Annotated in this window: 24 protein-coding genes; 9 read left to right on the forward strand and 15 right to left on the reverse strand. The window is 62.1% G+C overall.

All coding sequences use genetic code 11. From position 1 onward, the window contains the following. Entirely contained in the window at positions 1-2,079 is a 2,079-nt protein-coding gene (gene recG, locus AC3WLP_RS06610; protein ID WP_014861179.1) for an ATP-dependent DNA helicase RecG, read from the forward strand. Between the two features lie 78 nt (positions 2,080-2,157). Beyond that, entirely contained in the window at positions 2,158-3,561 is a 1,404-nt protein-coding gene (locus AC3WLP_RS06615) for an aminoacyl-tRNA deacylase and HDOD domain-containing protein (protein WP_003253359.1), read from the forward strand. A 180-nt stretch (positions 3,562-3,741) separates the two neighbouring features. On the opposite strand, the gene AC3WLP_RS06620 is transcribed toward AC3WLP_RS06615, so the two are convergent. The 4 genes from AC3WLP_RS06620 to AC3WLP_RS06635 all read right to left on the reverse strand — a co-directional run bounded on the left by AC3WLP_RS06620 (position 3,742) and on the right by AC3WLP_RS06635 (position 6,084). After that, complete coding sequence (locus tag AC3WLP_RS06620; protein WP_014861178.1) at positions 3,742-4,116, reverse strand: helicase; 375 nt, start codon at positions 4,114-4,116, stop codon at positions 3,742-3,744. A gap of 148 nt (positions 4,117-4,264) precedes the next feature. Beyond that, positions 4,265-4,564 carry an HU family DNA-binding protein gene (locus tag AC3WLP_RS06625; RefSeq protein ID WP_003253355.1) on the reverse strand — a complete coding sequence of 100 codons (300 nt, stop codon included), beginning with the start codon at positions 4,562-4,564 and terminating at the stop codon, positions 4,265-4,267. A gap of 187 nt (positions 4,565-4,751) precedes the next feature. Then, positions 4,752-5,900, reverse strand: a complete 1,149-nt coding sequence (locus AC3WLP_RS06630; RefSeq protein WP_088512619.1) for an NAD(P)/FAD-dependent oxidoreductase — start codon at positions 5,898-5,900, stop codon at positions 4,752-4,754. Positions 5,901-5,916: 16 nt separating this feature from the next. Further along, positions 5,917-6,084, reverse strand: coding sequence for a rubredoxin (locus AC3WLP_RS06635; RefSeq protein WP_003253349.1), 168 nt, complete (start codon positions 6,082-6,084; stop codon positions 5,917-5,919). A gap of 225 nt (positions 6,085-6,309) precedes the next feature. On the opposite strand from AC3WLP_RS06635, the gene AC3WLP_RS06640 reads away from it, so the two are divergent. Then, entirely contained in the window at positions 6,310-6,867 is a 558-nt protein-coding gene (locus tag AC3WLP_RS06640; protein WP_012054112.1) for a chorismate--pyruvate lyase family protein, read from the forward strand. Then, on the forward strand, positions 6,867-7,757 hold the full coding sequence (ubiA, locus tag AC3WLP_RS06645) for a 4-hydroxybenzoate octaprenyltransferase (protein ID WP_004575206.1): 891 nt from the start codon (positions 6,867-6,869) through the stop codon (positions 7,755-7,757). Before AC3WLP_RS06640 ends, ubiA begins: the two co-directional genes overlap by 1 nt. Positions 7,758-7,875: 118 nt before the next feature. On the opposite strand, the gene AC3WLP_RS06650 is transcribed toward ubiA, so the two are convergent. Next, the gene (locus AC3WLP_RS06650) at positions 7,876-8,247 is read right to left on the reverse strand and encodes a COG4315 family predicted lipoprotein (RefSeq protein WP_012054113.1); all 372 of its coding nucleotides are present in this window, start codon (positions 8,245-8,247) and stop codon (positions 7,876-7,878) included. A 173-nt stretch (positions 8,248-8,420) separates the two neighbouring features. Here AC3WLP_RS06650 and phoB point away from each other — a divergent pair, with 173 nt between their 5' ends. From phoB to AC3WLP_RS06665, 3 genes are all read left to right on the forward strand, one after another. Further along, complete coding sequence (gene phoB / locus AC3WLP_RS06655; protein ID WP_003253341.1) at positions 8,421-9,110, forward strand: phosphate regulon transcriptional regulator PhoB; 690 nt, start codon at positions 8,421-8,423, stop codon at positions 9,108-9,110. A gap of 48 nt (positions 9,111-9,158) precedes the next feature. Next, positions 9,159-10,466: a phosphate regulon sensor histidine kinase PhoR gene (phoR, locus tag AC3WLP_RS06660; RefSeq protein ID WP_003253338.1), complete on the forward strand. Its 1,308-nt coding sequence runs from the start codon at positions 9,159-9,161 to the stop codon at positions 10,464-10,466. A gap of 173 nt (positions 10,467-10,639) precedes the next feature. Next, entirely contained in the window at positions 10,640-11,980 is a 1,341-nt protein-coding gene (locus tag AC3WLP_RS06665; RefSeq protein ID WP_003253336.1) for a hemolysin family protein, read from the forward strand. Between the two features lie 120 nt (positions 11,981-12,100). Here AC3WLP_RS06665 and AC3WLP_RS06670 read toward each other — a convergent pair whose 3' ends face one another. The 8 genes from AC3WLP_RS06670 to AC3WLP_RS06705 form a co-directional block, all read right to left on the reverse strand. Continuing rightward, on the reverse strand, positions 12,101-12,997 hold the full coding sequence (locus AC3WLP_RS06670; RefSeq protein WP_012054114.1) for a peptidoglycan DD-metalloendopeptidase family protein: 897 nt from the start codon (positions 12,995-12,997) through the stop codon (positions 12,101-12,103). A 146-nt stretch (positions 12,998-13,143) separates the two neighbouring features. Then, positions 13,144-14,028, reverse strand: coding sequence for a response regulator (locus tag AC3WLP_RS06675; RefSeq protein ID WP_012054115.1), 885 nt, complete (start codon positions 14,026-14,028; stop codon positions 13,144-13,146). Positions 14,029-14,191: 163 nt separating this feature from the next. After that, on the reverse strand, positions 14,192-14,962 hold the full coding sequence (gene phoU, locus AC3WLP_RS06680) for a phosphate signaling complex protein PhoU (protein WP_003253329.1): 771 nt from the start codon (positions 14,960-14,962) through the stop codon (positions 14,192-14,194). A 101-nt stretch (positions 14,963-15,063) separates the two neighbouring features. Then, on the reverse strand, positions 15,064-15,897 hold the full coding sequence (gene pstB / locus AC3WLP_RS06685; RefSeq protein WP_003253327.1) for a phosphate ABC transporter ATP-binding protein PstB: 834 nt from the start codon (positions 15,895-15,897) through the stop codon (positions 15,064-15,066). Between the two features lie 72 nt (positions 15,898-15,969). After that, positions 15,970-17,586, reverse strand: a complete 1,617-nt coding sequence (pstA, locus tag AC3WLP_RS06690) for a phosphate ABC transporter permease PstA (RefSeq protein WP_178085893.1) — start codon at positions 17,584-17,586, stop codon at positions 15,970-15,972. A gap of 71 nt (positions 17,587-17,657) precedes the next feature. Then, complete coding sequence (locus AC3WLP_RS06695) at positions 17,658-19,946, reverse strand: ABC transporter permease subunit (protein ID WP_088512621.1); 2,289 nt, start codon at positions 19,944-19,946, stop codon at positions 17,658-17,660. 138 nt (positions 19,947-20,084) lie between these two features. After that, positions 20,085-21,083, reverse strand: coding sequence for a phosphate ABC transporter substrate-binding protein PstS (locus AC3WLP_RS06700; RefSeq protein ID WP_012054118.1), 999 nt, complete (start codon positions 21,081-21,083; stop codon positions 20,085-20,087). Between the two features lie 236 nt (positions 21,084-21,319). Next, positions 21,320-22,609 carry an MFS transporter gene (locus tag AC3WLP_RS06705; protein WP_003253318.1) on the reverse strand — a complete coding sequence of 430 codons (1,290 nt, stop codon included), beginning with the start codon at positions 22,607-22,609 and terminating at the stop codon, positions 21,320-21,322. 361 nt (positions 22,610-22,970) lie between these two features. Between AC3WLP_RS06705 and AC3WLP_RS06710 the strand changes: the two genes are divergently transcribed. Next, positions 22,971-23,369, forward strand: a complete 399-nt coding sequence (locus AC3WLP_RS06710) for an acyl-CoA thioesterase (protein WP_003253317.1) — start codon at positions 22,971-22,973, stop codon at positions 23,367-23,369. 71 nt (positions 23,370-23,440) lie between these two features. Beyond that, positions 23,441-24,337, forward strand: coding sequence for a D-hexose-6-phosphate mutarotase (locus AC3WLP_RS06715; RefSeq protein WP_088512622.1), 897 nt, complete (start codon positions 23,441-23,443; stop codon positions 24,335-24,337). Positions 24,338-24,459: 122 nt separating this feature from the next. Here the strand turns inward: AC3WLP_RS06715 and AC3WLP_RS06720 are convergent, their stop codons facing one another. Beyond that, positions 24,460-24,993 (reverse strand): DUF3299 domain-containing protein, encoded by a 534-nt coding sequence (locus AC3WLP_RS06720; protein ID WP_012054120.1) that lies wholly within the window; start codon positions 24,991-24,993, stop codon positions 24,460-24,462. A gap of 48 nt (positions 24,994-25,041) precedes the next feature. Further along, positions 25,042-25,287, reverse strand: a complete 246-nt coding sequence (locus tag AC3WLP_RS06725) for a GlsB/YeaQ/YmgE family stress response membrane protein (protein ID WP_003253308.1) — start codon at positions 25,285-25,287, stop codon at positions 25,042-25,044. Positions 25,288-25,324: the final 37 nt, after the last annotated feature.

Consider the following 25,324-nt stretch of genomic DNA (forward strand, 5'->3'; position numbering starts at 1 on the left):
ATGAGTGAGCTGTCGAAGGTCCCGGTCACAGTACTGAAAGGCGTGGGCGAGGCTATGGCGGAGAAACTCGCCAAGGTCGGCCTGGAAAACCTGCAGGACGTGTTGTTCCACCTGCCCCTGCGCTACCAGGACCGTACGCGTGTGGTGCCAATCGGCCAACTGCGTCCCGGCCAGGACGCGGTTATCGAGGGCGTGGTCAGTGGTGCCGATGTGACCATGGGCAAGCGCCGCAGCCTGGTGGTGCGCCTGGGCGACGGCAGCGGTGTGCTGACATTGCGCTTCTACCACTTCAGCAACGCGCAGAAGGAGGGCCTGAAGCGGGGCACCCACCTGCGCTGCTACGGAGAAGCCCGCCCCGGCGCTTCGGGCCTGGAAATCTACCACCCGGAGTACCGTGCGCTGAACGGCAACGAGCCACCACCGCCGGTGGAGCAGACCCTGACGCCGATCTACCCGTCCACCGAAGGCCTTACCCAGCAACGCCTGCGCCTGTTGTGCCAGCAGAGCCTTGCGCTGCTTGGCCCGCGTAGCCTGCCCGACTGGCTGCCTGACGAGCTTGCCCGGGACTACCAGCTGGCACCCTTGGACGAAGCCATCCGCTACCTGCACAACCCGCCGGCCGACGCTGACCTCGACGAGCTCGCCGAAGGCCAGCACTGGGCTCAACACCGCCTGGCCTTCGAAGAGTTGCTGACCCATCAGCTGTCGCAGCAACGCCTGCGCGAAAGCCTGCGCAGCCTGCGTGCGCCGGTACTGCCCAAGGCCACGCGCCTGCAGGCGCAATACCTGGCTAACCTGGGCTTCCAGCCGACCGGCGCGCAGCAGCGGGTAGCCAACGAAATTGCCTACGACCTTAGCCAACACGAACCGATGATGCGCCTGGTGCAGGGCGACGTGGGTGCCGGCAAGACCGTGGTCGCAGCACTGGCGGCGCTGCAGGCGCTGGAGGCTGGCTACCAGGTGGCATTGATGGCACCCACCGAGATCCTCGCCGAGCAGCACTACATTACCTTCAAGCGCTGGCTGGAACCGCTGGGCATCGAAGTCGCCTGGCTAGCCGGCAAACTCAAGGGCAAGGCCCGGGCTGCTTCCCTGGAGCAGATCGCCAACGGTGCACCCATGGTGGTCGGCACCCACGCGCTGTTCCAGGAAGAGGTAAGGTTCAAGCACCTGGCCCTTGCGATCATCGACGAACAGCACCGGTTCGGCGTGCAGCAGCGCCTGGCCCTGCGCAAGAAGGGCGTGGCCGGCGAACTGTGCCCGCACCAGTTGATCATGACCGCCACACCTATTCCGCGCACGCTGGCCATGAGCGCCTACGCCGACCTGGACACCTCGGTGCTCGACGAATTGCCGCCAGGCCGTACGCCGGTGAACACCGTGCTGGTGGCCGACAGCCGCCGCTTCGAAGTGGTCGAGCGGGTACGCGCCGCCTGCGCCGAGGGGCGCCAGGCCTATTGGGTATGCACGCTGATCGAAGAGTCCGAAGAACTCACCTGCCAGGCCGCCGAAAGCACCTACGAGGAGCTTGGCAGCGCGCTAGGCGAGCTGAGGGTGGGGTTGATCCACGGGCGCATGAAACCGGCGGAAAAAGCCGAGATCATGGCCGAGTTCAAGGCTGGCAACCTGCAGCTTCTGGTCGCGACCACGGTCATCGAGGTGGGCGTGGACGTGCCCAACGCCAGCCTGATGATCATCGAGAACCCCGAGCGCCTGGGCCTTGCACAGTTGCACCAGCTGCGCGGCCGGGTAGGCCGAGGCAGTGCCGTGAGCCATTGCGTGCTGCTGTACCACCCGCCGCTGTCGCAGATCGGCCGCGAGCGCTTGGGGATCATGCGCGAGACCAACGACGGCTTCATCATCGCCGAAAAAGACCTTGAACTGCGTGGCCCGGGCGAGATGCTCGGCACCCGCCAGACCGGTCTACTGCAGTTCAAGGTCGCCGACCTGATGCGCGACGCCGACCTGCTGCCGGCCGTGCGCGACGCGGCCCAGGCCTTGGTATCACGCTGGCCGGAACACGTCAGCCCGCTGCTGGACCGCTGGCTGCGCCACGGCCAACAATATGGCCAAGTGTGACGCCAGTCCCAGAATGGATCCAGATTTGCTCGCAGGCTGGTTATACTTCGCGTTTAAAAGAAACAGTGGATACGGACCATGACTGAAGTTGCCCTGGACACCGCAACCCCACACGCCCCCTCCGTCATCAGGCTGCTGCTCGACAAGCTCGGCGTGCCCTACCGCCAGGTGGTCGAGCACTCGCACCTGCCTGCGGCTTCGCGGGTGCAGGCTGTCCTTCTCGACGACGAGGTCGGCGCCCTCATGGTGCTGTTCCCGCAGAGCCACCTGCTGGACCTCAACCGCCTGGCCGAGCTGACCGGGCGCAAGCTGACCGCGGTGTCGGTGCCGCGCCTGAAGCAGATGCTCGACAAGCACCACCTCAAGGCCCTGCCGGGCATCCCGGCACTGACCAGCTCGCCATGTCAGTACGAAAAGAGCCTGCTCGACGCCGAAACTGTCTTTATCCAGTCAGGCGAAGCCGGCCTGTTGCTGGAAATCGAACGCGCACACTTCAAGCGCATGCTGGCCAAGGCCAGCGCCAGCAGCTTTGGCCAGCAAGTCGAAGCGATCAGCCCCAATCTCGACCGCCCCGATGACGACACCCGGGAAATCACCGATGCGGTCCAGGCCTTCACTGCCCGACGCATTCAGAAACGCCTGGAAGAAACCATCGAAATTCCACCGCTCGCCGACACCGCGCAGAAGATCATCAAGCTGCGGGTAGATCCCAACGCCAGCATCGACGACATCACCGGCGTGGTCGAAACTGACCCGGCGCTGGCGGCACAGGTGGTGAGCTGGGCTGCATCGCCCTACTATGGATCACCGGGCAAGATCCGCTCGGTGGAAGACGCCATCGTGCGTGTGCTGGGTTTCGACCTGGTGATCAACCTGGCCTTGGGCCTGGCGCTGGGCAAGACCTTGAGCCTGCCCAAAGACCACCCGCAGCAAGCCACGCCCTACTGGCAACAATCGATCTACACCGCCGCGATCATCGAAGGCCTGACCCGCGCCATGCCGCGCGCAGAACGCCCCGAGGCCGGGCTGACTTACCTGGCCGGGCTACTGCACAACTTTGGCTACCTGCTGCTGGCGCACGTGTTCCCACCGCATTTTTCGCTGATTTGCCGCCACCTTGAGGTCAACCCGCATTTGAACCACACCTATGTGGAACAACACTTGCTGGGCATCAGCCGCGAACAGATCGGTGCCTGGCTGATGAAGCTGTGGGACATGCCAGAAGAGCTGTCGACTGCCTTGCGCTTTCAGCACGACCCAGCCTACGACGGCGAATATTTCGCGTTCCCCAACTTGGTGTGCCTGGCCACCCGCCTGCTGCGCTCGCGAGGTATAGGCTCAGGGCCGCAGGAAGAGATTCCTGACGAGCTGTTGGAACGCCTGAGCATTACCCGGGACAAGGCTGAGGATGTGGTGAACAAGGTGCTCGAAGCCGAGAACCTGCTGCGTGAGCTGGCTTCGCAGTTCCACACACCGCATTAAGCATTAACACATAGTCTGTGGCAGCAACTGTCTTGCTCAATTTCTAACAGCTGGCGCGATTTTGGACTGTGGGAGCGGGCTTGCCCGCGAACACCGGCGAAGCCGGTGCCATGCACCGCGTCGCTTGTTTCGCGGGCACGCCCGCTCCCACAGGTAAAGCGTCATCATCCCCGTCGGGCTTCAGCCTTTCTTCTTTGGTTTCAAGTATTTCATCAACCCCTGGAACCACATCACCAGCGCCGGATTGCCCTTGATCTGGATGTGCTTTTCCTGAATCCCCTGCATGAACGCCAGCTGCTTGTTACCCGCCTGCATGGTGGCGAAGCCATAAGCGGCGTCCCTGAATGCAATGGCGAACGCCGGCTGTGGGTGCGCGCCGCCCTTGCTGCTGATGCGCTCGTTGCTGACGATGAAGTGTCGGGCGACCTTGCCGTCCAAGGTCTGCATCTGGAACACCAAGTCCTTGCCCTTGAGCTGCTGCTGGAATGCGGGGTTATTACGGCTGGCCCTGACCATCAACAGCCCCATGGCCCAGAGAAGAAAGCGGAACTTCATCAACGCGCCTCGAATGAAAAGTGACTAAGGCGCGTAGTTTATCCTTTTCCAGAACTATTTATGCAGGTTCGAAACATTTTGCCTGCAGAAAGCACAACGGGCGCCTTGGGGCGCCCGCTTGGCCGACACTGGGGTTGTCAGGGAGCGATCACTTGCCTTTCTTGGCTGGCTTGGCGGGGGCGTTAACGCTGTCACGCAGGTTCTTGCCAGGCTTAAAGGCCACGGTATTGCTGGCCTTGATCTTGACCGGTTCCCCAGTTTGCGGGTTCTTGCCGGTACGCGCACCGCGATGACGTTTTTCGAAGGTGCCGAAACCGACCAGGGTCACGGTGTCCTTGTCCAGGGCACCGGTGATGCTGTCGAGAATCGCGTTCAAAACCTGATTGGCCTTTTCCTTGGTCAGATCAGCCTTATCGGCGATGACGGCGGCGAGTTCTGGTTTGCGCATAGTGAAGCCTCTTTGACGGAATTCTTGTTGTTATGCCGTGCTGCCTCTGGGAGCAGCGCTCAAGGCACCGCAGGCTCTAATCTGCGGCAGACGGGAGTGAGAATGGCACGAGCTCAGGGGCCGCGCCAGTATCTGGGCGGCCATTGTGCAGGCAACAACAGGATAAATCCGACAGAACAGCCGCTATTTACGCCATAACCGCTGGTAACTGACGATTCAGCGCCAGCTTATCCATCACCGCCGCTCCGGTCAGGGCGTAGCCCAGCAACTTGCCGTCGGCATCAAGGCAAAGCACCTTGAGGTCACTGCCCTGCCCCTCTACCTGCCAGGTGCCTTCGCAACCCTGTGGCGCTGGCGAGACGACCAGCGGACAGGCCGGGGTTTTCACGGTGATAGGCATCGGCCCGTAGGAAACTACCGTCGGCTTGCCGGCCAGGGTTTGCGCCAACGCCCGGGCACAGCTCATCAGCGGCATCACGTACAGCAGGTTGATGCCATCGACTTCGGCACAGTCGCCAAGGGCGAAGATGTTGGCGTGTGATGTACGTAGCTCGCGGTCTACGCTTACACCTCGATTGGTCTGCAGCCCAGCTGCGGCAGCCAGGTCGGTACGTGGGCGCAGGCCGATGGCCGAAACCACCAGGTCGCAGGCAATCACGCTGCCATCCGACAGGTGCGCCTCCAGGCCTTGGGTCACCTGCTGCAGGCGGGTCAGCACCGGCCCCAAGTGAAAGCGTACTCCCAGCCCCTCCAGCCCACCCTGTACAGCCGCCGCAGCGGCCGGGTGCAGCAGGGTCGGCATGACCTGTTCACACGGCGCCACAACGTCGACCTTGAAACCACCCAGGCTCATGTCGTTTGCGAATTCGCAGCCGATCAGGCCGGCGCCGAGGATCAGGACACGCTGCTTGCCCGCGGCGGCAGCACGGAAGCGCGCGTAGTCCTCCAGATCGTTGATCGGGAATACCAGATGGCCGCCATCACCCTCGATCGGCACCTGCACGGTCTGCGCCCCCCAGGCCAGCACCAGATCGCGGTATTCCACGGCTTCTTCGCCGATCCACAGCCGCTTGTGGCCCGGGTCGATGCCGCTGATGCGGGTATGGGTGCGGACCTCGGCGTTCAATTGCTCGGCCATGGCACCCGCCTCAGCCATGCACAGGCCGTCGGCGTCCTTCTGCTTGGCAAAGCCCATGGAAAGCATCGGCTTGGAGTACGAACGACCATCGTCGGCGGTGATCAGCAACAGCGGCGTCTGCGTATCGAGCTTGCGAAATTCACGGGCCAGGTTGTAGCCCGCAAGGCCGGTACCGATGATTACCACAGGGGACGTCATGTCGTGCTTTCCTCGATTAACCGATGGAGATCATTTCAAAGTCGCTTTTGCCGACGCCACAGTCGGGGCACAGCCAGTCCTCAGGCACATCCTCCCAACGGGTGCCGGGGGCGATGCCGTCGTCGGGCCAGCCTTCGGCTTCGTCGTAGATCAGGCCACAGACAATACATTGCCACTTTTTCATCAGGTCTATTTCCTCGGTTCAGGCTGGGGCTTGTGTTGCGGCTGATGGCCTCTTGGCGGGCAAGCCCGCGCCTACAGTGACCGCGCAGGCCGGGCGGGCTTGCCCGCGAATGGGGCCAGCGCGCAATGCGTGGGGGCTTTGTAGCGGCCCTGCCGGCAGTATGCAAGCAGTTGGGGCAATCATGCTAAGCTCGCCGCCTCTCTGGCTGTAACAAAGCATACCGACGTGTCGTACGAATCCCCGCAAGCAGCCGCTGTCGCGTGGCTGCCGTATTCACAGCTGGCGACCGACATCGACCAGCCCACCCTTGACTGGCTGTTCGACGAGGGCTCGCTGACCCGCCGCCTGACCCGTCTGTCCATCGATCACTTTTCCGTCACCCCGCTGTTCGAGGGCTGGCAGCCGCTGCGCGATGACGAATGCCAAGCGCTGGGCATCGCTGCTGGCGCCGAAGGCTGGGTGCGCGAAGTGTACCTGCGCGGCCATGGCCAACCTTGGGTATTCGCCCGCAGCGTGGCCAGCCGCAGCGCCCTGGAACGTGGCGGTCTGGACCTGGAATCCTTGGGCAGCCGCTCGCTGGGCGAGCTGCTGTTCTGCGACCAGGCGTTCATCCGTCATCCACTCGAAGTGTGCACTTATCCACAGGCCTGGCTGCCGTCCGAAGCTGCACATGCGGCGCTGTGGGGCCGCCGCTCGCGCTTCGAGCGCAACGGCCTGGACCTGCTGGTGGCAGAGGTGTTTCTGCCGGCATTGTGGCAAGCGGCCAAGGAGGAAAACCGCTGATGTACCTGCAACTGCTCAAGTCGCTCAACCGCCTGCATCCACGGGCCTGGGACTTCGTCCAGCTCAGCCGCATGGACCGGCCGATAGGCATCTACCTGCTGTTGTGGCCGACCCTGTCGGCAGTGTGGATTGCCGGCAATGGGTCACCCACCCTGGCCAATGTGCTCATCTTCGGCCTTGGTGTGGTGCTGATGCGCGCCGCCGGCTGCTGCATCAACGACTTTGCCGACCGCAAGGTTGACGGCCATGTCAAGCGGACCGCCGACCGCCCCCTGGCCAGTGGCCGGGTGCGGCCACGCGAGGCGCTGACACTGTTCGCGATTCTGGTCGGGGTGAGTTTCCTGCTGGTGCTGTGCACCAACAGCCGCACCGTCTGGCTGTCGTTCGGGGCGGTGGCCTTGGCGTTCTGCTACCCGTTCATGAAGCGCTACACCTACTACCCGCAGGTGGTGCTGGGGGCGGCGTATTCGTGGGGCATTCCCATGGCTTTCACAGCCGCTGGCGGTGAATTGCCGGCCGGCGCCTGGCTGCTGTATATCGCCAACCTGCTGTGGACGGTAGGCTACGACACCTACTACGCCATGGTCGACCGCGATGACGACCTGAAGATTGGCGTGAAGTCCACTGCGATCCTGTTCGGCGACGCTGATCGCAGCATCATCCTGACCCTGCAGTTGCTGTCGCTGGGCTGCCTGTTGCTGGCCGGTAGTCGCTTCGACCTGGGTGGCTGGTTCCACCTTGGGTTGCTGGGTGCGGCGGCGTGCTTTGCCTGGGAATACTGGTCAACGCGCAAGCTGGACCGGGAATCGTGCTTCAAGGCATTTCTGCACAACCACTGGGCGGGGATGCTGGTGTTTATCGGAGTTGTACTGGATTACGCGTTGCGCTGAGTAGTTTGGGGCTGCTGCGCAGCCCATCGCGATACAAGGCCCCACACATTGCTCGGCGTACGTCGAACCATGTGTGTGGCCTTGTGTCGCGATGGGCCGCACAGCGGCCCCGGCTATCTCAAGGCTTGGCAACGTGCCAGACGTCTTTCATGCCGTCACCGGTCATGTCACCGGCCTTCTTGTCCTTGATGAAGGTATACAGCGGCTTGCCGTCGTAAGCCCACTGCATCGAACCGTCGTCACGCTCTACATGGGTCCATTTATCCTTCGGTGCTTCGTCTTCTTTCTTGACCATCAACGGTGGCCAGTTCTTGGCGCACTCGCCATTGCACATCGACTTGCCACCCGCATCCTTGTCAAAGGTGTACAGGGTCATGCCGGCCTCATCGACCCACTTGCCATCCTTCTCCATGGCATGGTGGGCCAACGCCACCCCCGGGAGCGCCAACGCAGTGAAAAGGGCCATCCAGCTCAGCGTATGTCGTGTCATTGGATTCACCATTGTTTCGGGGGGAAATGAGTTCGGGTTGCCATTAAAGCGGCCCTCTGTAGCCTAGTTCAGTCACGGAATGTCGCCAGAACGGCCAACACCCTGTCACACAGCTGCAATAATTCCGTTATCTAATGCGGGCCAAGACACCGAATCCAGGAGAGGTTTTGAGCATGGTAGGCAGGAACATTCTGATCGTCGACGACGAAGCGCCCATTCGCGAGATGATCGCCGTTGCCCTGGAAATGGCCGGCTATGACTGCCTGGAAGCGGAAAACTCCCAACAGGCACACGCGATCATCGTCGACCGCAAACCGGACCTGATCCTGCTCGACTGGATGCTGCCGGGCACCTCCGGCATCGAGCTGGCCCGCCGCCTGAAGCGCGACGAACTGACCGGCGATATCCCGATCATCATGCTCACCGCCAAGGGTGAAGAGGACAACAAGATCCAGGGCCTGGAAGTGGGCGCCGACGACTACATCACCAAGCCGTTCTCGCCGCGTGAACTGGTAGCGCGACTGAAAGCCGTGCTGCGCCGCACGGGTCCGAGCGACAGCGAGGCGCCGATCGAGGTCGGCGGCCTGCTGCTCGACCCGATCAGCCACCGTGTGACCATCGACGGCAAGCCGGCCGAGATGGGCCCTACCGAATACCGCCTGCTGCAGTTTTTCATGACCCACCAGGAGCGCGCCTACACCCGAGGCCAATTGCTGGACCAGGTGTGGGGCGGCAACGTCTACGTCGAGGAACGTACCGTCGACGTGCACATCCGTCGCCTGCGCAAGGCGCTGGGTGAAGCTTACGAGAATCTGGTACAAACCGTCCGGGGCACTGGCTACCGCTTCTCGACCAAGAGCTGATCGAGCTCTGGAGCGCCAAGCTGCACATCGTTGTACAAGGATCGTCAATTGAACCAGAACTGGCATGCAACCCTGATTCGCCATCTGCTGTTGCTGATTACCGTCTGCCTGATCGGCGGGCTGGTCAGCGGCTACTATGGCTGGAGCCTGGCCATTGGCCTGGCGCTCTATCTGGGCTGGACCCTCAAGCAACTGCTGCGCTTGCACGACTGGCTGCGCAATCACCAACCCGACGAAGCACCGCCCGATGGCTACGGCCTGTGGGGCGAGGTATTCGATAGCATCTACCACCTGCAACGCCGCGACCAGCGCGTACGGGGCCGCCTGCAGGCAGTGATCGACCGGGTGCAGGAGTCCACTGCTGCGCTGCGTGACGCGGTGATCATGCTCGACAGCGACGGCAACCTGGAATGGTGGAACCGCGCCGCCGAGACCCTCCTGGGCTTCAAGACCCCACAGGACGGCGGCCAGCAAGTGACCAATCTGGTGCGCCATCCGCTCTTCAAAGAGTACTTCGAGGCAGAAAACTACCTCGAACCGCTGGAAATCCCGTCGCCAATCAATGACCGCATGCGTGTGCAGTTGCACATCACCCGCTACGGCAACAATGAACACCTGATGCTGGTGCGCGATGTCACCCGTATTCACCAGCTGGAACAGATGCGCAAGGACTTCGTCGCCAACGTGTCTCACGAGCTGCGCACGCCGCTGACGGTAATCACCGGCTACCTGGAAACCCTGCTGGACAACGTCGAGGACGTGAACCCGCGGTGGAGCCGCGCCCTGCAGCAAATGAGCCAGCAAGGCTCGCGCATGCAAACCCTGCTCAACGATTTGTTGCTACTGGCCAAACTGGAAGCCACCGATTACCCATCGGACAACCAGCCGGTGGCGGTCGATGCCCTGCTCGCCGCCATCAAGAACGACGCCCAGGCCCTGTCCGGGCCGCGCAACCAGCGCATCAGCCTGGAAGCTGCGCCTGGCGTCAAGCTGAAGGGCAGCGAGTCGGAATTGCGCAGTGCCTTTTCCAATCTGGTGTTCAATGCAGTCAAGTACACCCAGGACGAAGGCAGCATCCGCATCCGCTGGTGGGCCGATGCCCAGGGCGCACACCTGTCGGTGCAGGACTCGGGGGTGGGCATCGATGCCAAGCACTTGCCACGCCTGACCGAGCGCTTCTACCGGGTAGACTCCAGCCGTGCATCGAATACCGGCGGTACCGGGCTGGGGCTCGCAATCGTCAAGCATGTGCTGATGCGCCACCGGGGCAAGCTGGAAATCAGCAGTGTACCGGGGCATGGCAGCACCTTTACCTGTCACTTTGCGCCAGCACAATTGGCCAACGAAAAGGCTTGAGATTGAGGCTGCTGCGCGGGCCTTCGCGGGCATGCCTGCTCCCACAGGGACTGCAATGAGTCCGCTGCCCTTTGCTTTTACGGCCCCAGCCGCTACATTGGATCCCCTGTGCCAGCAAAAGCTGGCACTTTTTTTCTCTCTATCTCAAAGACGGACCCCGTAAAAACTCCATCATGGACCCTTCCTCTGGCATTAGCCTCACCTCGTTATTCGCCGACTTCGGCATGATCATCTTTGCCTTCCTGCTGGTGCTGCTCAACGGCTTCTTCGTTGCCGCGGAGTTCGCCATGGTCAAGCTGCGCGCTACACGCGTAGAGGCCATCGCCGAAAAGCACGGCTGGCGTGGCAACATCCTGCGCAAGGTTCACAACCAGCTCGACGCCTACCTGTCGGCCTGCCAATTGGGCATCACCCTCGCCTCGCTGGGCCTGGGCTGGGTGGGTGAGCCCGCCTTCGCCCACCTGCTGGAACCATTGCTGGCCTATTTCGGCGTGGACAGCGCCGAGCTGGTCAAGGCGATCTCGTTCTTCGTCGCCTTCTTCGTCATCTCGTACCTGCACATCGTGGTCGGCGAGCTGGCCCCCAAGTCCTGGGCTATCCGCAAGCCAGAGCTGCTGTCGCTGTGGACCGCCGTGCCGCTTTACCTGTTCTACTGGGCGATGTACCCGGCCATTTACCTGCTCAATGCCAGCGCCAACACCATCCTGCGCATTGCCGGCCAGGGCGAGCCTGGCCCGCACCACGAGCACCACTACAGCCGCGAAGAACTTAAGCTGATCCTGCACTCCAGCCGTGGCCAGGACCCAAGCGACCAAGGCATGCGCGTGCTGGCCTCGGCCGTGGAAATGGGCGAGCTGGAAGTGGTCGACTGGGCCAACTCGCGTGAGGACATGATCAGCATCGACGCCCATGCGCCTCTGAAGCAAATCCTGGCCCTGGTGCGCCGCCACAAGTTCAGCCGCTACCCGGTGTACGACGCCGAGCGCGAAGAATTCACCGGCCTGCTGCACATCAAGGACCTGCTGCTGGAGCTGGCTGAGCTGGAGCACTTGCCAGAGACCATCGACCTGGAGGACCTTGCCCGGCCACTCGAACGCGTGTCGCGGCACATGCCGTTGGCCCAGTTGCTGGAGCAGTTCCGTAAGGGCGGCGCGCACTTCGTGCTGGTAGAGGAAGCCGATGGCAAGGTGATCGGCTACCTGACCATGGAAGACGTGCTGGAAGTGCTGGTGGGCGACATCCAGGACGAGCACCGCAAGACCGAGCGTGGCATTCTCGCCTACCAGCCGGGCAAGCTGCTGGTGCGCGGCGACACCCCACTGTTCAAGGTCGAACGCCTGCTGGGTATCGACCTTGACCATATCGAGGCGGAAACCCTGGCCGGGTTGATCTACGAGACGCTCAAGCGCGTGCCTGAAGAAGAGGAAGTGCTGGAAGTCGAAGGGCTGCGCATCATCATCAAGAAGATGAAAGGGCCCAAGATCGTACTGGCCAAGGTGCTGAAGCTGGATTGATGGCCAAGGGGCTGCTGCGCAGCCCATCGCGACGCAAGGCCGCTCCCACAGCTACAGCACCTGCCTCTGGCTATGTGGGGCCTTGTGTCGCGAAAGGCCTGCGAAGCAGGCCCGGCAATCTCAAGGGTTGCCGGCAGTGAAATCCGGCATCCCGCTGATCGGCCTGTCGAAGCGGTATGGTATCGACTCCAGCGCCAACCCCACATTGCGCTGCACCACAAAATGCAGGTGCGGCCCAGTGCTGTTGCCGGTATTGCCCGACTTGGCCAGCATCTGGCCCTGCCGTACCCGTTGCCCCTCCGCCACCACCACCGAACCACGCATCAGGTGAAGGTAGACGCCCATGGTGCCATCCGGGTGCAAAATCCTGACAAAGTTACCCGAGGGGTTGGGGCCGCGCCCGCTCTGGCTGTTCTGCGTCTTCACCACCACCCCTTCCCGCGCCGCGATGATGGGTGTGCCTTCGGGCATGGCGATATCCATGGCGTAGCGCCCTCGGGGCCCAAAATGACTGACACGGCCATTGGGGCCCTGAGTGACGCGGAACGGCCCGCCAATCCACGGGAACGCATAGCGGAAGCCTAGCGGCCGTTTGCCCGGATCACCCATGGCCTGCAGCAGGGTCGAACGGTAGTTCAGCAACAGCCCGGGCCGCCCCCTGAGCACACTGAGCATCTGCGTGGTGCGCGGCGGCAGCAGCCGGCGCACGATACGCGGGGCATCACCGCCTTGTGCGTTGACCAGGTTGTCCAGCCGCAACTCTACCTCTACCGGCACATGCAGCTCGTTTCGTGCCGAAAAGCTCACGCCACCGTCGAAGGTTTTCGCGTTCAGCAGTACCTGGCCTTCGAGCGTTTCGACCATGGGCTCGAGCAACACCAAGGGCTTGGCGCCGGGGCCAGGGCGGTCGGAATAGGAGACGACACCGGAATCGTCAGTGATCTTGTAGAGCGTCACGCCCTGGCTCGACGCCGAGGCCATGAGCAATGCACAGAACAGCAGCAGGCGCGCGGGCATGATAGTGGCTTTTTGACAGTTATGATCTGTCGAAGCCTAGCAGCGGGTTTTACGGTAGGTATTGCAGTTGGTCGGATGGGGCAACTCGGGCTTGGGCAGGAGCACCCGTGTGCTGCTCCTGCCCAAAGCATGACGCGGGGCCGGGGTCAGGCACCGGGGGTGAAGTGCTTCTGCGCAGTGCCGCGGGCAATCAACCGAGACAGGTAGTCGAGCTTCTGGGCATCCTGGTCGACAAACTTGAACGTCAACTGCAACCAGTCGCTGTCAGGTTTTGGCTCCAGCGCCGCCACCGCATGCAGGTAGCCGTTCAGGCGAGCAACTTCGGCACTTTCGCCCTGCTCCAGGTCCAGCACCGCACCTTCCAGCACCTGTGGCAGCACTTCGCTGCGGCGTACCACCAGCAGTGCCTCTTTCAGGCTCAACGCCTTGATCACGCATGGCTGCATGCCACTGGCCAGGCGCAGCTGGCCCTGGCCACGGCCGCTCGGCGCGGGGGCAGCAGGTGCGGGTGCGGCGACCAAAGGCTTGGCCGGTACCGGCGCCGCCACCTTGACCGCTTCGGGCTTGCCCGCCGTCAGCGCGTTCAACGAATCGTTGGCAAACGCCGGGTTGGCTCGCGCCGGGCCGATGGCCATCAGGCTGTCGAGCTTACCGATCTTGGTCAGGGCTTTTTTTACCTTGGTCAGCAGTTGCTCGTTGGTGAACGGCTTGCCTACAAAATCGGAAACGCCCGCCTGGATCGCCTGAATGACGTTTTCCTTGTCGCCACGGCTGGTCACCATGATGAACTGCAGGTTCTTCAGTGCAGGCTGCTGACGGCACCAGGTCAGCAGTTCCAGGCCTGACATTTCCGGCATTTCCCAGTCGCAGAGGACCAGATCGAACGCTTCCTTGCCGAGCATGGCCATGGCCTTGCGACCGTTGACCGCGTCGTCGATGGCCATACCCGGGAAGGCGTTGCGCAGACACTTGCGGACCAGATCACGGATAAACGGGGCGTCATCCACGACCAGCACATTCACTTTACTCATCGATACTCCTTATGAATCCCGACTAGCCTACTGCCAAATGATGGCCATTTGCTACAACCTGGTCACGCCGGGACTTCTTCACATCGTTCGCGGGTGCCTGCCGGCTCTCGACCGCAAACGAAAACGCCCGGCCAAGGCCGGGCGTCGATGCTCGGGAGCAACCTTACTTATCGTCAGATTCACCCGGAACATTAGCCTTTTCGCCGTTGGCGACAGCAGTGCCCTGCACTTCTGCCGTCATGCGCTTGAGGCCCATGTGGCGCACGTCGGTACCGCGCACCAGGTAGATCACCAGTTCGGAGATGTTGCGCGCATGGTCGCCAATACGCTCCAGCGAGCGCAGCACCCAGATCACGCTCAGCACCCGCGAGATAGAGCGCGGGTCTTCCATCATGTAGGTCACCAGCTCACGCAGCGCGGTCTTGTATTCGCGGTCGATGGTCTTGTCGTACTGGGCCACCGACAGCGCCAGGTCGGCGTCGAAGCGGGCAAAGGCGTCCAGCGCATCCCGGACCATGTTGCGCACCTGGTCGCCAATGTGGCGCACCTCGACATAACCACGCGGCGACTCGCCCTCTTCGCACAGCTGGATGGCGCGGCGGGCGATCTTGGTCGACTCGTCACCGATGCGTTCCAGGTCGATCACCGACTTGGAAATGCTGATGATCAGGCGCAGGTCCGAGGCCGCTGGCTGACGGCGGGCGAGGATGCGCAAGCACTCCTCGTCGATGTTGCGCTCCATCTGGTTGATCTGCTCGTCAACCTCGCGCACCTGCTGGGCCAAACCAGAGTCGGCTTCGATCAGCGCGGTAACCGCGTCGTTGACCTGCTTTTCCACCAGCCCGCCCATGGCCAGCAGGTGGCTGCGCACCTCTTCCAGCTCGGCGTTGAACTGCTGGGAAATGTGATGGGTAAGGCTTTCTTTGTTGATCATCGTTTTGTCCTTTGGTAGCGCGGCCCTGTAGGAGCGGGTTCACCCGCAAACACCGGCAACGCCGGTGCCAGACACCGAGGTGCCTGTTTCGCGAGCGGCGCTTAGCCGTAGCGACCGGTGATGTAGTCTTCGGTCTGCTTCTTCGCCGGGTTGGTGAACAGGGTATCGGTATCCCCGAATTCGACCAGTTTGCCCATGTACATGAACGCGGTGTAATCCGAAACACGCGCCGCTTGCTGCATGTTGTGGGTCACGATGACGATGGTGTACTTGGATTTCAATTCATAGATCAGTTCTTCGACCTTCAAGGTCGAGATCGGGTCCAGCGCCGAGCACGGTTCGTCAAGCAGCAGCACCTCCGGCTCCACGGCAATGGTGCGGGCGATGACCAGACGCTGCTGCTGGCCACCGGACAGGCCCAGCGCCGACTCGTGCAGGCGGTCCTTGACCTCGTCCCACAAGGCCGCGCCCTTCAACGCCCACTCGACGGCTTCATCAAGCACGCGCTTCTTGTTGATGCCCTGGATGCGCAGGCCGTAGACCACGTTCTCGTAGATGGTCTTGGGGAACGGGTTCGGCTTCTGGAACACCATGCCCACACGCCGGCGCAGTTCGGCAACGTCTTCACCCTTGCGGTAGATGTTGTTGCCGTACAGGTTGATGGCACCTTCCACACGGCAACCGTCAACCAGGTCGTTCATCCGGTTGAAAGTGCGCAGCAGGGTCGACTTGCCGCAGCCGGATGGGCCGATGAAGGCGGTCACACGCTGCTTCGGGATGTTCATCTGCACGTCGAACAGCGCTTGCTTGTCGCCATAGAACAGGCTCAGGCCCGGCACTTCGATGGCCACGGTTTCTTCAGCCATTCGCAGGCTTTGCTTGTTGCGGCCCAGGGCAGACATGTCGATGCCATGGGTGTGGGAATCTTGCTGCATGGTCAACTCCATACGCTATCAAGTCGTTTCAAAGGGCCGCCCGGCTTAAGGGCGGCACGCTTGCAATCAGGGTCAGCCGTCCAGTGCCTTGTACTTCTCGCGCAGGTGGTTGCGAATCCACACGGCAGAGAGGTTGAGGGTCGCGATCACCAGCACCAGCAGCAGCGCAGTGGCATAAACCAGCGGCCGCGCAGCTTCGACGTTCGGGCTCTGGAAGCCGACGTCATAGATGTGGAAGCCCAGGTGCATGATCTTCTGGTCCAGGTGCAGGTACGGGTAGTTACCATCCACCGGCAGTGACGGCGCCAGCTTCACCACACCTACCAGCATCAGCGGCGCCACTTCGCCGGCGGCACGGGCCACGGCGAGGATCATGCCAGTCATCATGGCCGGGCTGGCCATGGGCAGGACGATTTTCCACAGGGTCTCGGCCTTGGTTGCGCCCAACGCCAGCGAGCCCTCACGCACGGTGCGCGGAATTCGCGCCAGGCCTTCTTCGGTGGCCACGATCACCACCGGTACCGCCAGCAATGCCAGGGTCAGCGATGCCCACAGCAGGCCCGGGGTACCCAAGGTCGGCGCCGGCAGCGCTTCGGGGAAGAACAGGCGGTCGATCGAGCCGCCCAGCACATAGACGAAGAAGCCCAGACCGAACACACCGTAGACGATCGCAGGAACACCGGCCAGGTTGTTCACCGCAATGCGGATAAGCCGGGTGACCGGGCCCTGCCTGGCGTATTCACGCAAGTACACGGCAGCCAGCACGCCAAACGGGGTAACGATCACGGCCATGATCAGGGTCATCATCACGGTACCGAAGATGGCCGGGAAGATACCGCCCTCGGTGTTGGCTTCACGCGGGTCGTCGCTGAGGAACTCCCAGACCTTGCCGAAGTAGGTGCCCAACTTGGTGAACGCCGACATGCCGTTCGGCTGGACAGCATGCACTACCTTACTCAGGTTGATTTCCACTTCACGGCCGTTGCCATCCCGGGCCACCAGGCTGTCGCGGGAAAAAGCCTGGTGCAGGCCGGTCAGGCGGTCTTCGATGGCCTTGTAGCGGCTGTTCAGTTCGGCACGGTCGGCGTCCATGTCGGCCTGGGCGGCGGCGTCCAGCTTGCCGTCCAGCTCCAGCTTGCGCGCTTGCAGGCGCAGGCGCTCAAGGCCATGGTTGATGGCACCGATGTCCTTCTTCTCCAACTGCTGCAGCTCGCTGTTGAGCTGGTTGGCACGCTTGAGGCGGGCCTGCAGTTCGCTCCAGGCAGTGGGGCCTTCGGCAACCACGCGGCCTTGTTCCTTGACGCTGACCAGGTAGCCATAGAAGTTGCCCCACTCGCGGCGCTCAAGGGCCATCAAGTCAGCCGGGCGCTGTTCGTCGACCAGCCAGTCGCCGACCACCCAGGTAAAGTCGCTGCCATTGAGGTCGCGGTTACCCACCTTGATCAGCTCGCGGGTCATGAACTCCGGCCCCTGGTCAGGCACTGGCAGGCCAGCCCCCTTCAGACGAGCACGGGGTACTTCCTCCTTCTGCACCACTTCGCCAATGACAACGTGATCGGCCTGGCCCGGCACCTTGTAGGTGGCCTGGACAAGATCGGCTGGCCAGAAGTGGCCCAGGCCGCGCACGGCGATCACCGCCAGCAGGCCGACGGTCATGATCACGGCCATGGCCACCGCGCCGCCGCTCATCCAGACGCCTGGGGCGCCGCTCTTGAACCAGCCTTTGAGGGAATCCTTTTTCACGGATCGCTACCTTTCTATCAAAGCGACGAGTATTTCTTGCGCAGACGCTGGCGAATCAGCTCGGCCAAGGTGTTCATGATGAAGGTGAACATCAGCAGCACCAGGGCGGCCAGGAACAGCACGCGATAGTGGCTGCCACCGACTTCCGATTCCGGCATTTCCACAGCCACGTTGGCGGCCAGGGTGCGCATGCCCTCGAACAGGTTCATCTCCATCACCGGCGTGTTGCCGGTAGCCATCAGCACGATCATGGTCTCGCCTACCGCACGGCCCAAGCCGATCATCAACGCCGAGAAGATGCCCGGGCTGGCAGTGAGGATGACCACGCGAGTCAGGGTCTGCCAAGGCGTCGCGCCCAGTGCCAGCGAGCCCAGGGTCAGACTGCGCGGCACACTGAACACGGCATCTTCGGCAATCGAGTAGATGTTCGGGATGACCGCGAAGCCCATGGCGATACCGACTACCAGGGCGTTGCGCTGGTCGTAGGTGATGCCTAAATCGTTAGTGATCCACAGGCGCATGTCGCCGCCGAAGAACCAGCTTTCCAGGTGCGGGCTCATGGTCAGGGCGAACCAGCCGGTGAACAGGATGACCGGAATCAGGATCGCCGCTTCCCAACCATCCGGTACACGCAGGCGGATCGACTCCGGCAGCCGGCTCCAGAAAAAGCCGGCCAGCAGGATACCGATCGGCATCAGCAGGAACAGGCTGAACACACCGGGCAGGTGGCCTTCCAGGTACGGGGCCAGGAACAGGCCGGCGAAGAAGCCGAGGATCACCGTCGGCATCGCTTCCATCAGCTCGATCACCGGCTTGACCTTGCGGCGCATGCGCGGGGCCATGAAGTAGGCGGTGTAGATGGCTGCGGCAATGGCCAGCGGGGCGGCCAGGATCATGGCGTAGAACGCGGCCTTCAGGGTTCCGAAGGTCAGCGGCGACAGGCTCAGTTTGGGCTCGAAGTCAGTGTTCGACGCGGTCGATTGCCAGACGTATTTCGGCTCGTCGTAGTTCTCGTACCACACCTTGCCCCACAGCGCGCTGAACGAAATTTCCGGGTGCGGGTTGCGCAGGCTCAACGGCAACAACTTGCCGCCTTCTTCGATGATGATGCGGTTGGCGCGTGGCGACAGGGCCAGCGTGCCAGGGCCTTCGGCAGCCGGCTCTACCAGCAGGGTTCGGTGTGCAGTGCTGTGGAACACGCCCAGTTTGCCTTCGGCGTCGAGGGCGATGAAGCCCTTGCGGCGCTCTTCGGCGTCGATCTGCACGATCGGCGCATTGCCCAATTGGAAGGTACGGATCTGCTTGAAGCGCGATTCGCCATCCGGGTCACGGGCCATGAACCACTGGGCCAGCCCGCCCTTGGAGTCACCGATGATCAGCGAAATGCCGCCAACCAGCTGGGCCGTGGCAGTAATTTCGGTGTCGGCCCTATCAGACAACTTGTAACGGCCGTTGAGGCTCTTGTCGCGCAGGCTGAACACGTCGGCCGTGGCGCGGCCGTTGATCACGTACAGCCAGTGCTGGCGCGGGTCGATGAAAATATTCTTCACCGTCTCGGTCATTTGCGGCAGTTCGATGCGGTTCTGCTCGGTGGTGACCTCTTCGGTCATCATGTTTTCCGTGCGGGTCAACTCGACCACCTGCAGGTGAGCACCGGTAGAGCCGGCCAGCAGCAGGGTGTCGCCGTTGACGTTGACGCTGACGTGGTCCAGCGCACGCCCCTGCTCGTCGAGCACGAACGATTGCTCGCCGTACGGGTAGTCGATGCCAGGGGTGATGGTTTTCTTGTTGTCCGGGTAGGTGATCTTGTAGGTGTGCTGGAAAACCAGCGCCTGGCCATTGGACAGGCCCAGCACCACCAGCGCGCTGCCCGGCTGGTCAGTACTGATGGACGTGACCTGGGTGCCTGCCGGCACGGGCAGTTCGACACGCTTGAGTTCGTTACCGGTCTTGGTATCGAAGAACAATGCCTGGCCCTTGTCCGAAACACGCATCCCCACCTGATTCTGCTCTTCAAGCGCGATCATCAGTGGCTTACCGGCATCCTGCTGCAGCCAGGTCGGCTCCAGGGCTTTCTTGCTGGTCAGCTCGGCGCCTTGGAACAGTGGCAATACCACATAAGCCAGGTAGAAGAAGATCAACGTGATTGCCGCCAATACGGCAAGCCCGCCTACCAGCACATACCAGCGGGTCAGGCGGTCCTTGAGCGCGCGCATGCGGCGCTTGCGTTGCAACTCGGGCGTATTGAAATCAATGCGCACGGGCTGGGAGTTTTGGGTCATGTTGGAATTGGCCAGATCATTCATGCGCACACCCTAGCGGTCCCGTGTGACAAAAACATTACAAAGTCGTGACGCGCGAAAGCCCGCCGCACAGGGAACCTGGCTTCGGACTGGAAATTCGTGGAAGAGGCCGGGCTGTGGCACCGGCCTCCTCTTAATTACTTACTTCTTTGCAACGTTACCGGCGTGCGACAGGCCCAGGTCAGCCAGGGTCTTGTCGACGACTTTGGCCGGCAGCGGGATGTAGCCATCCTTCACCACCACCTGCTGGCCCGCTTGCGACAGCACCAGCTTGACGAACTCGGCTTCCAGCGGGGCCAGAGGCTTGTTCGGCGCCTTGTTGACGTAGACGTACAGGAAGCGCGACAGCGGGTAGGTACCGTTCAGGGCGTTGGCTTCATTGTCTTCAACAAACTCGCCACCGTCTTTCTTGGCCAGGGGTACGGTCTTGACGCTGGCGGTCTTGTAACCAATACCCGAGTAGCCGATACCGTTCAGCGAGGAGCTGATCGACTGCACGACCGAAGCCGAGCCAGGCTGTTCGTTGACGTTAGGCTTGAAGTCGCCTTTGCACAGGGCTTCTTCCTTGAAGTAGCCGTAGGTGCCCGATACCGAGTTGCGGCCGAACAGCTGGATTGGCTTGTTGGCCAGGTCGCCGGTCACACCGACGTCGCCCCAGGTCTTGATCTCGGCCTTGCCACCGCACAGGCGAGTGGAAGAGAAGATGGCGTCAACCTGAGCCATGGTCAGGCCCTTGATTGGGTTGTCCTTGTGCACGAACACGGCCAGGGCGTCGACGGCGACCGGGATGGCGGTCGGCTTGTAGCCGTACTTCTGCTCGAAGGCTTGCAGCTCGACGTCCTTCATCTTGCGGCTCATCGGGCCGAGGTTGGCGGTACCTTCGGTCAGCGCGGGTGGCGCGGTAGAGGAGCCGGCAGCCTGGATCTGGATGTTTACGTTCGGATATTCCTTCTTGTAGGCCTCGGCCCACAGAGTCATGAGGTTCGCGAGGGTGTCGGAACCAACGCTGGAGAGGTTGCCCGAAACACCCGTGGTCTTGGTGTAGGTCGGGATCGCAGGATCGACAGCGGCTACCGCGTTGGCGGTTGCAACGCCAGCGGCGGCAAAGGTAAGGGCCGCCATCAAACGCTTCAGTTTCATGCCTTGCTCCTAGCAGGAATATTGGGGTGTTGGATGGAACGGGCCCAAGTATCGGCAGGCCGCATGAACACGATATGACTTCATTATGACAATTGGATGAAAGGCCATCACTGAAAGCAGGTGTGGCCTCTTCGCGGCTAAAGCCGCTCCTACAGGTTCGGTGTCGGCCTTGAGGCCTGTGCAAAACCCTGTAGGAGCGGCTTTAGCCGCGAAGAGGCCAGTAGCCGTAGCGCAGATCAGCGCTTGTTGGCGAGCAGGTACAGGCCCACGGCCAGACCGACGGCGCACAGGCCTGCCACGTAGTAGGCAGGCGCCATCGGGCTCACCTTCAGCAGTGCGGTCACCACCATCGGCGTCAGCCCGCCAAAGATGGCGTAGGCCACGTTGTACGAGAATGACAACCCGCTGAAACGCACCACCGCCGGGAACGCCTTGACCATTACATAAGGCACTGCGCCAATCACACCCACGCACAGGCCGGTCACGGCATACAGCGGGAACAGCAACTCGGGGCGGGTCGGCAGGCTGTGGTAGAAGGTCCAGGAGCTGGCCAGCAGCAGCAGGCTGCCGATCACGAACACGCGGCCTGCACCAAAGCGGTCGGCCAGGCTGCCGGCACCTATACAACCAAAGCTGAGCAACACGATGGCCAGGCTGTTGGCTTTGAGCGAGTCGGTCGGGCTGATGTGGTAGAAGCTCTGCAGCAGCGCCGGGGTCATCAGGATGACCACCACGATGCCGGCAGAAAGCATCCAGGTCAGCAGCATGGACAGGATGATCGGACCACGGTGATCGCGCAGCACAGCGCGCAGCGGCAGCTCCTCGGCCAGTGCCTTGCGTTGCTGCATTTCGGCGAACACCGGGGTTTCGTGCAGCCAACGGCGCAGGTACACCGAGAACAGGCCGAACACACCGCCAAGCAGGAACGGGATACGCCAGGCGTAGTCAGCCACTTCTTCCGCGCTGTACACGCTGTTGATCAAGGTCGCTACCAGCGAGCCCAGCAGAATGCCGGCAGTCAGGCCGGCGGTCAGGGTGCCGCAGGCATAGCCGGTGTTGCGAGCCGGCACGTGTTCAGAGACGAACACCCATGCGCCCGGTACTTCGCCGCCGATTGCCGCGCCCTGGATCACACGCATCAGCAACAGCAGGATCGGTGCCCACATGCCAATCTGCGCATATGTCGGCAGCAGGCCCATGATCAGGGTCGGCAGGGCCATCATGAAGATGCTCAGGGTGAACATCTTCTTGCGCCCGAGCAAGTCGCCGAAGTGGGCCATGATGATGCCGCCCAGCGGCCGCGCCAGGTAGCCGGCGGCGAAGATGCCGAACGTTTGCATCAGCCGCAGCCACTCGGGCATGTCGGCCGGGAAGAACAACTTGCCCACCACCGTCGCGAAGAACACGAAGATGATGAAATCGTAGAACTCCAGCGCGCCGCCCAGGGCGGACAGTGAGAGGGTCTTGTAGTCGCTGCGGGTCAGCGGCCGCGAGGGCTGCTCGATACTGCTGGGCACGGAAGTCATCGCTCGTTGTTCTCTTTATAGGGCATGCAGGCCGCTTGGCGCGCGGCTTCTGGATTGGAGACAGGCGAAGATAGCAAATTGCCGAGCTACGCCGAAAGCGATACAAAATCCACACAGATATTCGTGAATGCGCGGTCGTCGCTGGCCGTTATGCCCTATATACTGGCATTTCGTAGGATTATGTTGCTCCTAACGTGGGATGTTGTGCGAAAACGCCGGTCACTATTGTCAGGCGGTTTCGCAGAGTTTCCCTACGGCCGCCCAGTGAAACGAAATCGGCGTAGTATGTTTCAAGCTGAATCGTTTACCCGGCCTTTGCGCCACACCAACGAAAAGCGTCACGGGTCAGAGGCCCCATCGCATGATTGAGCTCGAACAAGAAGATCCAATCCCGCAAGGCGACCTGGCCTTGCAAATCACCGCATTGCCGCGAGAAACCAACGGTTTCGGCGATATTTTCGGCGGTTGGCTGGTTGCCCAGATGGACCTGGCAGGCACGGCCATGGCCAGCCGTGTCGCCGGCGGCCGCGTAGCCACCGTAGCCATCGACCGCATGGCCTTCCTGGTGCCCGTCGCGGTCGGCGCACAGCTGTCTTTCTATACCCAGACCTTGGAAATCGGCCGCAGCTCGATCCAGATGATGGTCGAAGTGTGGAGCGACGACCCGCTGTCCAGCGAATGGCGCAAGGTCACAGAAGCGGTATTCGTCTTCGTCGCCATCGACGGCAGTGGTCGTACCCGCTCGGTGCCTCGTCGCTGAGCCACGCTGGCGGTAAACTCATTGCATCTGCCCGGGTCCAAGGCCCACTGGCAATCAATGAGAAGAACGCAATGGCTACCTTTCAGGTCGTAACCGAGCAACATGGCGAACTCAACTGCTGGCGTATCAGCAGTGACCGTGCCGAACTCCTGATCGCCCAGCAGGGCGCACAGGTCCTCAGCTACCAGCAGGTGGGCGAACCGCCACTGCTGTGGCTGAGCGACCAGGCCATCTTCCGCCAGGGCAAGTCGGTACGCGCCGGGGTACCGGTGTGCTGGCCATGGTTTGGCAACCTGCAGCGCAACCCTGAGGCCGTCCAGGCCATGTACCAGGGAACACCGGCGCCTGCCCACGGGCTTGCGCGCACGCGTGACTGGAAATTGCTGGGTATCGAAGAAGTGGGCGAGGCCCTGCGGATCGAGTTCGAACTGCCTGAAGCGCGGGGCGACCTGCCCGGTTGGCCCCATGATGTCGAGCTGAAACTGGTGGTGGAGATGGGCGCAGACCTGACACTGAGCCTGACCAGCCGCAACATGGGCAATACCCCCGTGACCATCAGCCAGGCCCTGCATAGCTACTTCGCGGTCAGCGATGTGCGCCAGGCGCGGGTCGAGGGTGTCGACGGGCTGGGTTATATCGAAACCCTGGCGGGCTGGGAACAACGCCAGCAGCAGGGGGCACTGACGTTTGCCGGGGAGACGGACCGAATCTACCTGAACACCCCGCAGACCCTCAGCATCGTCGACCCGCATTGGAATCGGCGGATTACCTTGACCAGCAGCGGCTCGCGCTCGGCGGTGATCTGGAACCCGTGGACCGAGCGAGCCAAAGACTTGGCGGACATGGCTGATGATGGCTGGCAGCGGATGTTGTGCATCGAGACGGCGAATGTGTGGGATGACCTGGTGGAGTTGAAGCCTGGGGCGAGTCATTCGCTGGGCGTCCAGATCGGTTGTGAAAATATCTGAGCCCTGCTCTTTTATTACCGGCCTCTTCGCGGGCTTGCCCGCTCCCACAGGTTCTCCACAAGCCTCGAAATTGTGGGTTACCTGTGGGAGCGGGCAAGCCCGCGAAGAGGCCGGGGCAATTATCAAAGGTCTGCGTCTTCCACCACCCTCACCTTGTCTGCATCCAGCGCATAGGCCGCATCGGCCAGGTCATTGCTGACCTTCTCCACCTTCAGCTTGCCGCTGACCCACAGCGGGGTGTAGATGTCATCGATCTTAAGGCCTTTCGGGTAGCGCACCAGTACCAACTGGTTGGGCGGCGGTGGCGGCACATGGATGCACGCCCCCGGGTACGGCACCAGGAAGAACAACGTGCTGTTGCCCTTGGCGTCACTCTCCAGCGGCACAGGGTAGCCACCCAGGCGGATATCCTTGCCATTCATGGCCGCAACGGTCTTGGTCGAGTACATCACCGCTGGCAGGCCCTTGCTCTGCTTGAGGCCTCCCTTGGCGGTAAAGGTGCCCATGGCTTCCGGTGAGTTGTGGTCGATTTCAGGCATTTGTTCCAGCGCCTTCTGGTCCGACCTGGGCATCAGCTCCAGCCAGTCGGTTTCGGGCAGTTCGGCATGGGCCAGGGTACTGGCCAACAGCAAGGGGACAAGGAAAAAGGCACGCATGGAAATGCTCGGCAACTCGAATGAATTGCCGAGCATTCTAACCAGTAATCAGCGTTTCTTGATGAATCCGTAGATCACCAGCAGCACCACGGCACCGACCAGCGCGCCAAGGAAGCCCGCCGCTTGCCCAGCCTGGTATATACCCAGCGCCTGGCCGCCATAGGTAGCCAACAAGGAGCCGGCAATACCCAGCAGGATGGTCATGATCCAGCCCATGCTGTCATCGCCCGGTTTGATGAAGCGGGCCAGCAGGCCGACGATGAGGCCGATGAAGATGGTTCCAATGATACCCATGGCAATCCCTCTGCAGTGAAGTTGGAACAAGCCAAAG

The sequence above is a fragment of the Pseudomonas sp. FW305-E2 genome (assembly GCF_058782925.1).